This window comes from Victivallis sp. (assembly GCF_048170485.1).
In the GTDB taxonomy this organism is placed as follows: Bacteria; Verrucomicrobiota; Lentisphaeria; order Victivallales; family Victivallaceae; genus Victivallis.
Map to the genome: position 1 here is coordinate 1 of NZ_DBEXAY010000103.1, position 14,913 is coordinate 14,913.

At 56.4% G+C, this 14,913-nt stretch carries 11 protein-coding genes; 6 read left to right on the forward strand and 5 right to left on the reverse strand.

The features are described 5' to 3' along the window. Positions 1 to 111: 111 nt before the first annotated feature. On the reverse strand, positions 112 to 351 hold the full coding sequence (locus ACMLHG_RS05380) for a hypothetical protein (RefSeq protein ID WP_417169814.1): 240 nt from the start codon (positions 349 to 351) through the stop codon (positions 112 to 114). 33 nt (positions 352 to 384) lie between these two features. Between ACMLHG_RS05380 and ACMLHG_RS05385 the strand changes: the two genes are divergently transcribed. From ACMLHG_RS05385 to ACMLHG_RS05410, 6 genes are all read left to right on the forward strand, one after another. Then, positions 385 to 3,273, forward strand: a complete 2,889-nt coding sequence (locus tag ACMLHG_RS05385; RefSeq protein WP_417169815.1) for a hypothetical protein — start codon at positions 385 to 387, stop codon at positions 3,271 to 3,273. A gap of 13 nt (positions 3,274 to 3,286) precedes the next feature. Next, positions 3,287 to 4,189, forward strand: a complete 903-nt coding sequence (locus tag ACMLHG_RS05390; RefSeq protein ID WP_417169816.1) for a glycyl-radical enzyme activating protein — start codon at positions 3,287 to 3,289, stop codon at positions 4,187 to 4,189. A 5-nt stretch (positions 4,190 to 4,194) separates the two neighbouring features. Then, positions 4,195 to 6,405, forward strand: a complete 2,211-nt coding sequence (locus ACMLHG_RS05395; RefSeq protein ID WP_417169817.1) for a pyruvate formate lyase family protein — start codon at positions 4,195 to 4,197, stop codon at positions 6,403 to 6,405. A gap of 3 nt (positions 6,406 to 6,408) precedes the next feature. Then, positions 6,409 to 7,167 carry a hypothetical protein gene (locus ACMLHG_RS05400; RefSeq protein WP_417169818.1) on the forward strand — a complete coding sequence of 253 codons (759 nt, stop codon included), beginning with the start codon at positions 6,409 to 6,411 and terminating at the stop codon, positions 7,165 to 7,167. Positions 7,168 to 7,185: 18 nt separating this feature from the next. Beyond that, positions 7,186 to 8,253, forward strand: coding sequence for a class I mannose-6-phosphate isomerase (locus ACMLHG_RS05405; RefSeq protein ID WP_417169819.1), 1,068 nt, complete (start codon positions 7,186 to 7,188; stop codon positions 8,251 to 8,253). A 239-nt stretch (positions 8,254 to 8,492) separates the two neighbouring features. Beyond that, positions 8,493 to 9,758, forward strand: coding sequence for a dicarboxylate/amino acid:cation symporter (locus ACMLHG_RS05410; protein ID WP_294436435.1), 1,266 nt, complete (start codon positions 8,493 to 8,495; stop codon positions 9,756 to 9,758). A 136-nt stretch (positions 9,759 to 9,894) separates the two neighbouring features. Here the strand turns inward: ACMLHG_RS05410 and ACMLHG_RS05415 are convergent, their stop codons facing one another. The 4 genes from ACMLHG_RS05415 to ACMLHG_RS05430 all read right to left on the reverse strand — a co-directional run. Then, entirely contained in the window at positions 9,895 to 12,900 is a 3,006-nt protein-coding gene (locus ACMLHG_RS05415) for a DUF4091 domain-containing protein (RefSeq protein WP_417169820.1), read from the reverse strand. 38 nt (positions 12,901 to 12,938) lie between these two features. Continuing rightward, positions 12,939 to 13,742 carry an H-X9-DG-CTERM domain-containing protein gene (locus tag ACMLHG_RS05420; RefSeq protein WP_417169821.1) on the reverse strand — a complete coding sequence of 268 codons (804 nt, stop codon included), beginning with the start codon at positions 13,740 to 13,742 and terminating at the stop codon, positions 12,939 to 12,941. A gap of 21 nt (positions 13,743 to 13,763) precedes the next feature. Beyond that, positions 13,764 to 14,576, reverse strand: a complete 813-nt coding sequence (locus ACMLHG_RS05425) for a substrate-binding domain-containing protein (protein WP_417169822.1) — start codon at positions 14,574 to 14,576, stop codon at positions 13,764 to 13,766. A 157-nt stretch (positions 14,577 to 14,733) separates the two neighbouring features. Further along, positions 14,734 to 14,913 (reverse strand): hypothetical protein (locus tag ACMLHG_RS05430; protein WP_417169823.1); only part of this gene is annotated, 180 nt, incomplete at its 5' end.

Consider the following 14,913-nt stretch of genomic DNA (forward strand, 5'->3'; position numbering starts at 1 on the left):
TGTCAACGCCCTGGCATATCATGAGGTTCCGGAGGCCGACAACTCCGACGAGGCCTTGAAATTCTGGGGCGAACAGAACAAAAACAGATAATCCCCTTCCCCCGTAACACTTCATAAAAAACCAGATTTGCTATGAAACTCTTTCAAACCCATATCATTCAAACTTTTCTCCTGACATTTTTCCTCCTCCGCCTGTTTGACGCGTCGGCATCGGCAATCCGGTTCAATGAACGCGGGGTTCTCGAGTGCGAAACCTTTCACGCCGGCATTGTCCATCGGGATCGCAGCTGGAATGCGACAGAACAACAGAAACTTTCCGAAGCGGCGAAACAGAGCCGCCGGGACAATCACGTAACATTCCGTTTTCCTCTCTGTGGGTTTCAGGTGGAGCAGACAGCAACCCGCCTCGCCCCTGACCGTTACCGGTTGACCTGGAATCTCACCTCCTCCAGGCCGATTGCCACCAACTCCATCTATTTTCTCATGACTCCCTTCATCGGACTTGCCGAACAGAATGAGGTTCGCCTGAATGGAAAAGCGATCCCATTCCTCCGGAAGTATGACCCCAGTTTCACCCGTCTTCACAAGGGGGTTAAGACGCTGGAGCTTCCATTGAACAAAGGATTTCTGCAATGGAAATTCGCCCGTCCGATTTCCGTCAAGCTGGAGGATCTCCGCCAGTACAACATCCAGGCCTTCGATATACGGCTGCTGTTCACCCCCGCTGACGGGGACCTTGAATCCAGCAAATTCGAAGCGGAAGTGTGCTACACCCCTTATCAGGTCCACGCGATTTCCATGACGGGAAAAACCGGCAAACCGGACGCCAGTTTTCAGTACATTCCCTTCTATCTGGAAGGTGTCAGAAAACTGCAGAAAAACAGCACCCCGCTGAAATGGAATCTCCCCGCTGGAAGCAGAACTCTCTACCTCCTCCACAGCGCCGATCTGCCCGCAGGCAGAAAAGCAGCCGAATTGACACTGCTGGATGAACGTGGGAAAAAGAGCGTCATCCCGCTTATCGTCGGCCGCCAGACGGGTTCTGTGCGGACGTGGGAAGCACCGACCGAGGCACAGCTGTTCGATGGTGCAATACCGGGGGAAAACGGCAACTTCTATGTCGCTGCCATTTCCCTGCCCGAGCATGTAAAAAGCGCGGCAATCGCGGCCACCGACCATTATCTCTTCGCCGGAGCCGCCAGCTCCAGCCAGAAGATTCCTCTGCGCGCTGAGAACGGTGACTATCAGCTGAAAGCCGGCCGGGACTGGCGACGGATTGAAAACACCCTGGACGTCATACCAGGTTCCGCTCTGGATTTCAGTTCATTCGCAGTTGACGCCCCCGCCGGGAAATTCGGTCGCACGATCGTTAAAGACGGTCATTTCCAATTTGAGAAACGCCCCGGCGTTCCGGTCCGTTTTTACGGTGCAAATCTCTGTTTCTCCTCCTGTTTCCCCACAAAGAAGCAGGCCGATATCATGGCACAACGTCTTGCCCGGCAGGGATTCAACGCGGTACGGTTTCATCACTTCGACCATCTTCTCGTAAAAAATCTTCCTGACAATTACAGCACGATCGATCCGGAGAAACTCGATCGGATGGAATATCTGGTCTACGCATTGAAAAAAGCCGGCATCTATGTCACGCTCGACCTGTTCACGATCAGAAGTACCAAACCGGGCGAGGTTTCCGCGTTTCCGGAAGGTCTGAGTAAGTATGACATCCTCAATTACAAGATTGCGGTCCTGCTTTTCCCCGAGGTACGCGATCAATTCAAGACATACATCAAAACTCTTCTGACGCACAAAAATCCATACACCGGTCAGACCTGGCTGGAGGACCCGGTGTTCAACCACATCAGTGTGCTCAACGAGAACAATCCGCGTCATCTTTACGACCGCTGCATCCCCGCGATCAAGCGCGAACTGGAAAGGCAGACCCGGGAATACTGCCGGCAGAACAACGTGAAGCTGACAAACAAGAACAAACGTGACCTTTTGATGAAAGTCCTGATGGTCCGCTATGAGGAATACTGGCAGGACATCGTCCGTTTTCTGCGGGGAATCGGCGTGAAAAATCCGCTGACGGAACAGAATTTCTGCTCCTACCCCTATCTGCATGAACAGCGCCGCAACTACGATTACGTGGACAATCACAAATACTGGGATCATCCCAGCTTCGGTGGCAAACAGTGGGGACTGCCCATGTATTTTCTGTCGGAAAGCGCTCTGGCGCACCGGGCACGCCTCCCCAAATGGCTCGGCAACTCCCGGGTTTTCGGCAAGCCCTACACGGTTACGGAGATGAATTTCTGCTATCCGAACTCCTACCGCGCAGAGGGCACACTTCTCTACGCCGCCGTTGCCGGCTTGCAGGACTGGGATGGCATGTATCACTACGATTACTCTGACGGTCTCAGCCGGATGTTTGCCAAAGGAACGCAGCAGTTGCGGATCTTCGATATCTGCAACGATATGGCTCGTCTGATTCCGGCCAGAATCGGAACCGTTCTCTTTCTGCGGCGCGATGTTGCTCCGGCAACGACCGCCTATCCGGTGGCGGTCGATGTGACTTCGCCGTCGGCATCGCAGACCCGTTTCCCGGAGGTTGCGGAGGATCTCATTTTCCGCGGCAGAACCGGCTCGCTCCTGGTCCGCGACGGGAAACTCATCGATCCGCTCCCGCAGGGCACCCGGGAGATCTGCAATCTGGATTCGGTTTTGAAATCCGCCCCGGTCCCCCGGTTTACGCCGGAACAACGCAAATCGCAGAACCGGATTCAGAGCGACACCGGCGAAATCAAGGTCGATTATACCGGACAGACTCTGTCGCTGGTCACCCCGCGGACAGAGGCGGCGATTTTCCCGGAAGGTGCCACGTTCCGGGGCAACCATCTCACGGCCCGCGCCGACAAGTTCTTCGGAATGATCGCCGCGATTACGCTGAACGGCAACTCCTTTACCGACAGCAACCGGCTTCTGCTGATCCACGTGACCGACTGCAAGCAGGAGAACAGTCTGTACGATTCCCGCAAGCTCTCCGTTCTCAAGAACTACGGTGATCTGCAGCATGTTCTTGCCCGGCATGGCATCTGTGAAATCACGCTCTCGCTCTCGAAAGGGAAATGGAAAATTTATGCGTTGAATTTCGACGGTGCACGTCTGGGGGAAGTCCCCTTTCAGCAGAACGGCCAATCAATCCGGTTTATCGCCGACACGTTTTATGGCAACGACCAGGTGGCGTTCGCCTATGAACTGGTAAAAGAAAGATGAAGATGACACCACCATGTACGGTATGATCACTGACATTCAACGTTTCTCCCTGAACGACGGACCGGGCATCCGCACGACGGTCTTCCTGAAAGGATGCACTCTGCATTGCGCCTGGTGCCACAATCCGGAGACGATCCGGAAGAAAAATGAACTCATGGTGTACCCGGCAAACTGCATCGGCTGCGGCCATTGCGTCCCGGTCTGCCCCTCCGGAGCGCGGTCGATTGCGGCGGGAGTGCTGCAGTTCGACCGGTCGCGCTGCACCGCCTGCGGCGCCTGTGCGGCCGTCTGTTTCCCCGGGGCGCTGAAGATGGCGGGCCGATCGGTTTCCGTCGCCGAAGTGATGGGGGAGATCCTGCAGGACCGCGCCTATTACGCCGATTCCGGCGGCGGCGTGACCCTCTCCGGCGGCGAACTCTTCTGTCAGGCGGAATTCGCCGATGCCTTGATCGACGCCTGCCGGGAAGAAAAAATTCCGGTCGCGGTCGAGACCAATTTGAACTGGCAGTTTGAATCGGTCCGGCCGATCCTGGAGAAACTCGACCTTATCATGTTCGATGTAAAGATTTTCGACTCTGTCGAACACAAGCGATGGACCGGCGTGGAGAATGCGGAACTGCTCGACAATGCCCGTCGCCTCGATACGCTCGACCGGCCGCTGATCGCCAGGACACCGCTGATTCCCGGGGCGACCGACTCCGCGGAAAACATCCGGGCGATTGCCGGCTTTCTCAGAAATTTCCGCAATCTGCGCTGTTATGAACTCTTGAATTTCAACCCGCTCGGCGAATCCAAATATCGTGCGCTCGAAGAGAAGAACCCCTTCGTTTCCGCACGGCCGCTGAAACCGGAGGCGCTGAACCGCCTGCGGGAGGCGGCGGAATCCGTCGGCAACCTTACCATTCAGATCGGGTGACTCTCATGATGATCCAATATATCAATCAGTATCCGGAAAACGAGACGTTCGATTACGCGAAACGCCTCCGCCTGCTCCGGGAACGCAAACTGGCCCAGACCGCCGAAAAAGTGGAAAAAGAGGGCGGTCTCAACGAGGACGACTACGGGCGGGTCGTCGCGCCGGACTACTTCAAATTCAAAATCGTCCCCAACAATCCGGACGGCCACTTCTACGGCTACTCCGGCTGGACGGAGAATTTCACCAAACTTCTGGCGGAGCATCCGCTCTACGTCGATCCGATTGACGCATTTGTCGGGCGCGGCTTCTTCTTTCTGATCCGGCTGCGCGGCATGACCGGCGACCCCTCGAATCCTTATCCGTGGAATCCGGCTTATCCGTTTGATGATCTGAAAGTTCTTTTTGAACGCTACAACATCATCTGCGGCATCGGGCGCGATCACCACTTCAACCCGGACATCAAGATGGGGCTTGAACTGGGCTGGGGCGGCATCCTGCGCAAGCTGGAGTACTACCGCGCGCAGAACGGCCCCGAGACCCGGGAGTTCTACGACAGCGAAATCGCCGTGGTCAAAGCGATCATCAATTTCCTGCACCGCATCTCCTACCAGTTGGCCGAATTCGCACTGATCGAACGCAATCCTGTGCTGAAGAAGAATTTGGAGGAGATGGCAGACATCAACTTCCGCATGGCGGACGGCGTCCCCGCCACCATGCGCGAAGCGATTCAGTGGATGTGCCACTTCAGCATGCTCAGCCGTCTCTACAACCGCGGCTCGGCGGGCGGACAGCTCGACCAGCTGCTTCTGCTCTATTACGAGAACGACATCCGCGCCGGACGCATCACCGACGAGGAGGCGAAATTCTATCTGGGCTGTCTCTTCTTCAACGACAGCCGCTACTATCAGCTCGGCGGCCCGGACCTCGAAGGCAACGACACAATCAACCACCTCTCCTATCTGATTCTGGAGGCGGCGGATGCGGTCAACATCGCCTGCAACCTCACCGTGCGGGTCCACGACAAGAGCGACCCGGTCTTTTTGCGCAAAGCGGTGGAGTGTCTCTTCCGCAACCGGATGGGCTGGCCCCGCTTTTCCGGAGACAAGGCGCTGGTGGAGGGGTTCATGCGGTGCGGATTCCCGCGGAAGGAGGCCATCCGCCGCATCTCGTCGGGGTGCCACTGGATGAGCATCCCCGGCAAGGAATACACGCTTAACGACATCGTCAAGATCAACGCCGTCAAGGTGTTCGAAGTCGCCTGGAACGAGATGTTCCAAGCGGGCGAAAAGAGTCTGGACCGGCTCTGGGAGCTGTTCCTCAAACATCTGAAGTGCGCGGTGGAGGCGACCGCCGAGGGAATCCACTTCCATCTGAACTATCAGGACCAGAATGAACCGGAGCTGATCCTCAATCTGCTCTCTCATGGCCCGATCGAAAAAGGGTGCGACGTCACCAGGGGCGCCACCTATTTCAATCTCTGCATGGACGGCGCTGCGCTCGCGACCGTCGCGGACAGCTTCGCGGCCGTCGAACAGCGCGTCGTCCGCGAAAAACGGCTCACCTTCGATGAACTCAACGCCGCCATGCAGTCCAATTTCGCCGGGACCGAAGGGGAGTACATCCGCCAGATGCTCCAGCACTCCGAGCGCTACTGCCAGGGCAACTCCCTCGGCGACCGCTGGGCGGTCCGGGTCTCGAGGGAGTACTCCGCGCTGGTCCGCAGCCAGAATGAGCGTTATCCGGGGCTGAACTTCATCCCCGGCTGGTTCTCGTGGTCGAACACCATCTACTTCGGCCGTCACGTCGGCGCGACCCCCAACGGACGCCGCGCGAAGGAGGCGATCAATCACGGCGCCAATCCGCATCCGGGCTTCCGGCGGGACGGTGCGGTCACCGCGATGTGCAACTCCATCGCCGCGATTCAGCCCGGTTACGGCAACACCGCGCCGGTTCAGCTCGAGCTCGACCCCGGCGTGGCGAACTCGCCGGAGGCGCTCGACAAGCTCGTCAGCATGATCCGGACGCTGCTGAACTCCGGCAACACGCTGCTCAACATCAACATCATCGACGGGGACAAGGTGCTCGCCGCCCATGAAAATCCGGCGCTCTATCCGGATCTGGTCGTGCGTGTGACCGGCTTCACCGCCTATTTCTCGATGCTTTCCAAAGATTTCAGACAACTGGTCGTTGACCGGATCATTGACAAAAGGAGTTGAAACATGTATCAAGTCGATATGGTGAAAATCGATGCCGCCCAACAGCAGGAATTCCGTCTCCCGATGCTGCCCGGGGCGATCCCCGGCGCGGAGACGAGTCTGCTCACGCTCGACGCGGGCAAGGCGTATACGAGAGAACCGGAAGCGGACAAGGCGTTTATCTATCTTACGATTGACGGAAAGTTCCGTTTCCATGCCGGCCGGGTCAACATCGCGGTGGAAGGTCGCTATGTCTTCATCCCCGGGCCCGATCAGCCGGCGGAATTTCAGGCGGTCACCCGCACCCGTCTCCTCGAAATTTGCTGGGAGATTCCGCCCGACAGCCGCAATGAGTGGAAGAGCGGCGCCTGCGGCGCCTTCCCCTATGTGCAGGAGTACATCACCTCCACCCAGTATCGGGATAAAAACAAGAGCGACAAGACCATCAGCCGCGAAATGGTGCGTCAGCGCATTGTGCCGGGCTTCTGCATGGGGTCGGTCGAATCCTACGGATACGACAAAGTCGCCCAGCATCCGCACCCGATGCTGGATCAGTTCTTCTTCAGTTTCCCCGAGAACGACGTCGACGTGCTGATCGACGACTTCAAAGTGCCGATGAAGGGCGACACGTTGCTGCACATTCCGCTCGGCTCCAACCACGGCGTGGAGGTGCTTGAACCGAATCACATGCACTACATCTGGATCGATTTCTTCCTCGGTCAGGCGGGGCTGGACCGGCTGGACAGCAGTCACAAACCGACCGGCCAGATGCGCAGTTTCTAACGGAGAAGCCATACGGAAATGATTCTGGAACCCTGCTACCGGCTGGCGCAGAACCGGGTCTGGCGCACCTATCCGGGCGGCCGGACACTCGACGAAATCGAAGGGGTCGCGAAACCGGCAGACACCCACTTTCCGGAGGACTGGCTGCTTTCGACGACCGCGGCGCGCAACGTCGGCCGGGAGAAATTTCCCGACGAGGGGATCTCCCGGGTCGTCACCTCCTCCGGAGAACTCCCGCTGACAGAACTTGCGGCCCGTTTCCCGGAGGAGCTTTTCGGAAAGGCGCACCGGGAGAAGTTCGGCAATTCGGCTGGATTCCTGCTGAAATATCTGGACTCCGCAATCCGGCTGCACATGCAGTGCCACCCTTCGGTTCCGTTCGCTAGACGGTTTCTGAACTCCCCTTTCGGCAAGACGGAGGGGTATTTCATTCTCGCCATCCGTCCGGAGTGCGAAGGGTACATCTATCTCGGATTTCAGCGGACGCCGGAATACGGGGCGTTCAAGCGCGCCGTCGAAACCCAGGATACCGAAGCGATCCTCGCCGGATTCGACCGCATCCCGGTAAAACCCGGCGACTGTTTCTACGTGCCGGGCGGCATTCCCCATGCGATCGGCGAAGGCGTGTTCATGGTGGAGATGATGGAGCCGACCGATTTCGCGGTGCGGATCGAATTTGAGCGCGGCGGCTACCGCCTGCCGGAGAGCGCCCGCTTCATGGGGCGCGATGTCGATTTCGCCCTGTCGATGTTCGATTTTACCGCGCGGGACCTCCGGCAAACCAGAGAGGAATTTTTCGTCGAGCCGTTGTCGCTGCCGATCGAAGGGGACGCAAAGCGGTTTTCGCTCTTCGACCGGCGGAAGACCAGCTGTTTCCGGCTGGAGCGGATTCTGCTGGATGGCAGTGCCGCGGTCGTCCACAATGCGTTCCGGGTGCTGATCGTCACCCGCGGCACCGGGAAGCTCTTCTGTCAGGACCGGACGCTGGTTCTCCGGCAGTACGACAGAATTCTCATCCCGCACCGGGTGCCGGAGCTGCGCCTTTCCGGCAATCTGGAGCTGCTTGTGGCGATGCCGCCGGAATAGGGCGCCCCCTCCCCCCTGCCGGTTCCTCCGGAGGAGCACATCCCTGCCGCCCAGTTCCGTGCCGCAATCGACGGACGGACGGGCGGGCAGAGTTTTCGATTGACAAAACGATAAATTCATGCTAGTTTTATCCGATGCACGCTTTTCATACGGAAAATCGGCAAAAGAGGGACGCAACGGCGTCATCCTCCCTCATCCCCGACCGGGATCAGGACAATTTTGACAGATAAGAGACGATCATGAAAGACATCGGTACGAAACCCGGATTCAACGGCAGACAACTTGCACTCTGGATCACCGCACTGGTGCTGGGCGGCATACTGGGTACGCTCGGCTGCGGCTGGTTGAACGAATTTTTCAATTTCATCGCTTCCGTTTATACCCGGCTGTTTCAATTTGTGGCGGTGCCCACCATTGCACTGGCGGTGACAACGACGCTGGCCCTGCTCGGAGCACGCAAAAACACCGGGCGGATTTTCCTGCACACCATCTCGTACACTCTGCTCACAACGGCCGCCGCGGCGCTGGCGGGGCTCCTGCTCTACAAGGTGATCCAACCGGGCAACCTCCCGCTGGACGCGATTCAGCAGGGCAATACAACGGTTCCGGAAAATCTGGGCTCCATCTCCTATTACACCCACATTCTCTCCGTCATTCCGAACAACATTCTTGCGCCGCTCTCCTCCGGGAACGTGTTAAGCATTCTGCTGGTGGCGGTCGCGGTCGGCCTGGTTCTTTCCATGAAAAGAGAGTCGGAAAACATCCAGGTTCTGCTGAAGGGAATTCTCGGCATGCAGGAGGTGCTGTTCGCGCTGATCAAAGGGCTGGTCTGGACTCTGCCGCTCGGCATTGTCGCCTTTGCCGCCCAGCTTTCCGCGCAGGTGTCGGCGGGCTTCATCATCGGTTCGCTGGGCAAATATGCGGCGGTGGTGCTGGGGGGGAATCTGATCCAGTTCTTCATCATTCTCCCGCTGTTTCTGCTGGTTCGCGGCATCAATCCCATCAAGGTGTTCCGCTGCATGCTGCCCGCGGTGCTGATGGCGCTCTTCACCAAGAGTTCGGCCGCGACGCTGCCGGTAACGGTGGCCTCCGCGGAAAACAATTTAAAGGCGAAGGAGGAGGTGGCACGCTTCGTACTGCCGATCTGCTGCACCATCAACATGAACGGCTGTGCGGCCTTCATCCTGGTCACATCGCTCTTTGTCATGCAAAACGGCGGCTGGGTGTTGACGGTACCGACCATTCTGCTCTGGTTTTTCATTTCGATCGTCTCGGCCATTGGAAACGCGGGCGTGCCGATGGGATGCTATTTTCTGACGCTGTCGCTGATGTCCGGCATTCAGGCGCCCATCGGCATTCTGGGGATCATCCTGCCGATCTACACGATCATCGACATGATTGAAACGGCGGAAAACGTGTGGTCCGACTCCTGCGTCTGCGCCATGGTGGATCAATCGCTGGCCGACGACGCTCCGCCCGCCGCCGGGAAAACCGAAGAACTCTGACCGCCTCCCCGGAATCAGGTGCCGCGAAGGCGACGTGCATAAAAAAAAACTCCGGGAGATCTCCGACGATTCCACACTCCGAATCGTCTCTATCATCTCCCGGAGAACCGGCGACATCACCGCTTTGCCGATTCGCTCAACGGTTCAGGCGATCGATGGCCTCCCCTATTTTGTCCCGGACTCTTCCATAACTCTCCGGGTCCGGCAGAAGAAGTTCGGATTTGCGGCCGCCGACACTGGGAACCCGGGTAAACGTTTTGATCTCCTCCAGCAATTTTTTCCCTTCCGGGTCACCGGTCTTGCGCACCAGTTTCTCCAGCAGAGTGCAGTAACTGTAATCTTCGACGCCGTCACGCAGCGACTCCATCCGGATCGTGGGGACGAAGTCTTTCCGGCCGATAAGATTCCCGGGGTAGAAGATATAACCGTCACCATTCGGATAACGCGAATTTCTCCAAGGACGGTGAATGCCCCAGAGGTATGGATTGTAACTGTAATGATCCGCTCCCCAGAACTCATAGCCGAGAGTCTTGTATTTCCATGCGTACACAGGCAGAAGACGTTCGATCGAGTTGTACGGGGTGTCGATGCACATCTGACCATCGGTCGTGATCAGCAGTTCAGCACCGGATTTCCGGAGCTTTTCCATGTTTTCTTCGGAAATCTGCCCCTGAACTCCGATTCCCCACACGTCTATTTTGCCGACCCATTGCGGAACATACATCCATGTGCTCGCATAGATTCGGATCCCGGGCCAGACTTCATGGAACATATCGCAAAGAGCGCTCAACTGCTCGATGATGCCGTCCCGTTCCGCCATGGGCTCATCCGCGACGTACAGGATGAAACGATCGGCCCACCCCTTCTCGGTCAAATGTTCTTTCATCAGTTTCAGAATGGTCTGACAGATCTTTCTGTATTCCGGGGTGAACTTGCCGCGGTCGACCCCGGCATAGGGAGACTTGCCCGGATACGGTGCGACGCCGAGAATCGATCTGGGCGGCCGGCTCCAGCCAAACACCTCGCGGAACAGCGGAAGATAGGCAAACGGAATGTTCCACTCATGAAACCAGATCTCGGCCGCCTTGTCGAACTCTGTAAAATCGGCGGTTACCGAGCCATCTGCATTCCGTTTGAATTTCGGCTTCACCGGAATCTCATCGTAGCTGAGACGTGATTTGCGCAGAAAATCGGCGGCCTCCATTTCCGTATATTTCTTGTGCTCCCGCCCGATGGGGAAGCGGTTGTCGAAGATGGCAGTGGTTTCCGGCTTCTGCGGCAGAACAAAGTTCCATACCCGGATCTGATATGGCAGTTCCTTGACCGTTTTGCCCCGGGACTTCAGCGTGACGCATCCCCGGTAGAGGCCTGGTTCGGCTTCCGGAGGCGCATAGAACCGGAGGTAAATTCCCTGCGTCTGCCCGGCAGTCAGTGAAAAATTCGAACGCGGGAGAACGGGGTCCGGCCAGAGTTCATTGCGGGTGCCGGCGGGGGCGCAGAGCTGATAGGACTTCGTCCCGGGAAATCCGAAATACCGACTGGGAGCATCCACTTTGACGTATTGAATCACACCGATCTCGGGAGCGGGCAACTGAAGGTCGTTCTCATTCCGGGGAACGGAAGCCGAGATTGTGATTTCCGGATGGTCCTGCAGAGAACGGACGGCAAGCTGAAGCCCCTCTTTTTCATTTCGCGCCATTGCAATCTGCGCACATCCCCGTTCCATTTTTCCCGGAATCGTATCCGGGAAGATCTTTATGATCGGATGCACCTGAGAAACGGCAAGCGTTTCCTTCGAATGCTGTTCCGCGTAATTCTCAAAGCGGACCTCGCCGATATCCGCCACCTCGGCCAACAGCATGCCGTCGTAATGATAGACTCCGTGCATTGCGGTCAGATGAGCGTCGATTACAGAGTTTTTGCTTCTGGCAGAAATTTCCATCGTGAACGGCTGCCATCCTTTTCCGGAAATCTGGACGTTGTAGTTGTCAAACCCCTTGACGCCAGGATTGCCGCTGAGTTCATGCGCCCAGATGGTGCCGAGGCCGGAGGGACTGTTCACCCAGCCGGCAAACAGATATTTGGCACCGTCACGCGCATGAATCGACTGTCGGAATCCATACCAGTCCGCCGGAGCGCTCTGCGGAATGTCGAGGGTTGCCATTTTCGACCCGAAGATTCCGCCGGGTTCAATTCTGCTGACGTGAAACTTCTTTCCGTTGCGTTCGCCGGAAACGATCCAGCCGCTTCCCTCTTCAAAACTGGGGTCCTTGAACAGATTGGCAGGAGAATTCAGAAGCCGTTCGTACCCCTTCTTATCGATTGCCCCCGGGCCGGCGGCCTCCATATCGCTCAAGATCCAGCTTGCCCGCCGAATTGAAACATCGGCAGTCTGGTTTTTCCGGCCGGCTGCGAGGTAGAGCACCACCTGCCGCTCGGTGCGGGGAGCCATTTCCTCCAATTCAAAAATCAGGGAACCGGCAACCAGAACAAACGGCGTCTCCTTCCCGGAAATCTGCAGACAAAACGCGGAAGCTGGGTAGTTCGCGTGGAGCAGGCGGTTTACCGGAATGGAGCAAAGTCTTTTCCCGATCTTCTGCGAGGATATGTTGTATATGGAAACGATCAACCGGTCCGGCCATTCTGCAACGGGCAGTGACCAGCGGTTTGAATGTTTCTCCGTCTCGAGTGTCAGCGTTTCCGCTTTTCCAATCGAGACCGTGAACGGTTTGGCCTGGCGAGCAGCATCGGCGCGAAAATACCACCGGTCCGGCAGAGCCCAGGCATTGCGGTTGCCGGAATAGATCCAGAGAACGGTGGTCTTGTTTTCTTCCACCGAAACCGGGACGAACAACTTTCCCTGCCCGGAAATCGTATTTTCTTCCGGCACGAGCCGGTAGAGCAGCTCCTTGCCGTCCTGGTCAACCACCCGGATCTCTTTCGATGGCGTTCCGACAAGTCCCAGCTGTGCAGCGGACAGCTCCAGAGGAACTCCGGAAACCGTTTTCCCGGAATTTTTCACCGTAATTTGAATTCTTCTGGTATGCGGCGTGCCACCGGAGACGTAGAACGGACTGTGCCATTCCACTCCGGCCAGTGAAGCCGTGACGGCCAGAAGAAGAGTCAGCAAACCTTTTTTCATATAAACTCCCTGTTTCGTTATGTGATACTATTATGGGTTCAGCGTGTAAGCAGTTCAAGATTCTCCGTGAGGACCCGAGTGACTCTGACGGGGCCAGTTCCCAACTCGTACCAGTTCATAGTTTCAACATGACCGTCCGCCATTGCAAAATTTCCTCTTCCACTGTGCCGCAGATGGATATAGGTCTCAGAATCTGTCGCCCACCACGGAGCAAAACGGTAGGAGCTGAGTTGATAGGTCGACGTTCCGTTTTTGCGGCAGATCGTATCGGTAAACAGCATGACGCCGCTGGGCGGTTTAATGCGATCCACAACGTAATAGAGATATTTGTCGCTCTGTCCAACCGCAAATTTCAGAGTTTCCCAACGGGGAGTTGCATTGTTCCCGGACCAGCTGTCCCAAGTGTTGAGCATGCCGTAAACGCCCCACCACCCCCATCCCCAGTTGGCATCGTTGGGAAGAGGTGCATTTTTCGGGCACTCCAGAACTTTTCTCGGCACATATCCATTCTTTGTCGTCGTCAGCAGACCGGTTTGACTTTTCTCTTTGGTCAGGATGTACGGCCACGGTTCGGAACTGGATGCACTGCCATATTTTGCCATAAAAACCATGAACCCGTTGTAGTCGCGGGAATACATGATCTGCCCCTTGATCACCTGCGAAAGATTGCTCACACATTGGATCCCCCGTGCCGTCTCTTTCGCCTTCTGCAACGCGGGCAGAAGAATTCCTGCCAGAATCGCGATAATAGCAATAACAACTAGAAGTTCTATAAGAGTGAAATAATTGCGTTTGGGGGTTCGAGCAGAACGTTGCTGGTGTTTTCTTTTGCATGAACTCATACATGCCTCCTTTTCCTGTTCTTATTTCTCTTTGGGGGTGACACAATCAACGCCGAAATGCGCCGGATCGACCGACGCAGACACACCGGATCTGCATTCTTCCCCGGAGGAATCCCGTTCCACAAGCTCCGGAAAAAGAAGAACCTCCTGAGGCAGAGCATTGGGGTTCCGGATACGCCAGAGAAGACCATCCACAGCCCTCCTTGCAAGTTCGCCATGATGAAGATCAATCGCAGGAGGAACAGGAGTGAGCGATCGCAGGAGATGGGTATTATCGCACGAGATCAACTCCAGCTCCCTTTTTTTTCGCTCGAACCCCAGCATATTGAGAATAATACAGGTTGTGAAGGCGATCTGGTCGTTGAATGCAAAGATACCGGCGTGACGGTTCACCTCTTCCAGATTCTTCAGCAACTCATTGCTGAACGGCTCCAGCGATTCACTCTGATCGTAGCCGAGCTCCCGGACTTTGATGTGATGCATGCCGGCCTGCCTGCGGAATCCCTCCAGACGCATATGTTCACTCGGGTTGTATGTCCATTTTTTCTCCCAGATGAGAAGAAGTTCCCGAAATCCCTGACGGATCAGGTAATCAGCAGCCAGTTTTCCCGCAATCAGTTCATTGGGCTTATAGATATCCACAGCCGTAACATTGGTGTCTTCTTTCATAATGAAGATTTGCGGAAGCGTGGCAAAGCGTCTGGTGAGTTCCGGCGGCGTGGCATAGTGAAAAATCACGCCGGAAAAGCCGGCCAGTGCGCCATCGGACTTCTCCAGTTCCTGATTGGAGACAAGTTCAAAAGGAATCCGCAACTCTTTCAGACGCTGCATCATGCTGCTCAAAAGCTCCTGAGCGACAGGATCGCTCTGAAGCTTGGGGTCAAAGCAGAGCGCGACGGGGTCGCGGGCGGAGGAATCCCCCGTCTGCTTCCGATATTTCCGGGGAGAAAAACCGGTGGCTCTGGCAAGTTGCTGCACCTGTTTCCGCAACTCATCCGAAATCAGCGGGGAGTTTTTCAACGCCAGAGAGACGGATACTTTTGTTATCCCCAGATATTCCGCTATTTCCGACATGGAATTGAAAACCGGAAGCGATTCCTGCATGGTACAGCCTTTCTTTTTTATTTTCCTTTACATTATACTTGAACGGGGAAATAATGTCAACAGGAAA

Excerpts from the sequence above, each read along its gene's own strand:
- ACMLHG_RS05415 (WP_417169820.1), bottom strand. The coding sequence starts at position 12,900 with ATGAAAAAAGGTTTGCTGACTCTTCTTCTGGCCGTCACGGCTTCACTG.
- ACMLHG_RS05400 (WP_417169818.1), top strand. The coding sequence starts at position 6,409 with ATGTATCAAGTCGATATGGTGAAAATCGATGCCGCCCAACAGCAGGAA.
- ACMLHG_RS05405 (WP_417169819.1), top strand. The coding sequence starts at position 7,186 with ATGATTCTGGAACCCTGCTACCGGCTGGCGCAGAACCGGGTCTGGCGC.
- ACMLHG_RS05410 (WP_294436435.1), top strand. The coding sequence starts at position 8,493 with ATGAAAGACATCGGTACGAAACCCGGATTCAACGGCAGACAACTTGCA.
- ACMLHG_RS05420 (WP_417169821.1), bottom strand. The coding sequence starts at position 13,742 with ATGAGTTCATGCAAAAGAAAACACCAGCAACGTTCTGCTCGAACCCCC.
- ACMLHG_RS05390 (WP_417169816.1), top strand. The coding sequence starts at position 3,287 with ATGTACGGTATGATCACTGACATTCAACGTTTCTCCCTGAACGACGGA.
- ACMLHG_RS05395 (WP_417169817.1), top strand. The coding sequence starts at position 4,195 with ATGATGATCCAATATATCAATCAGTATCCGGAAAACGAGACGTTCGAT.
- ACMLHG_RS05425 (WP_417169822.1), bottom strand. The coding sequence starts at position 14,576 with ATGATGCAGCGTCTGAAAGAGTTGCGGATTCCTTTTGAACTTGTCTCC.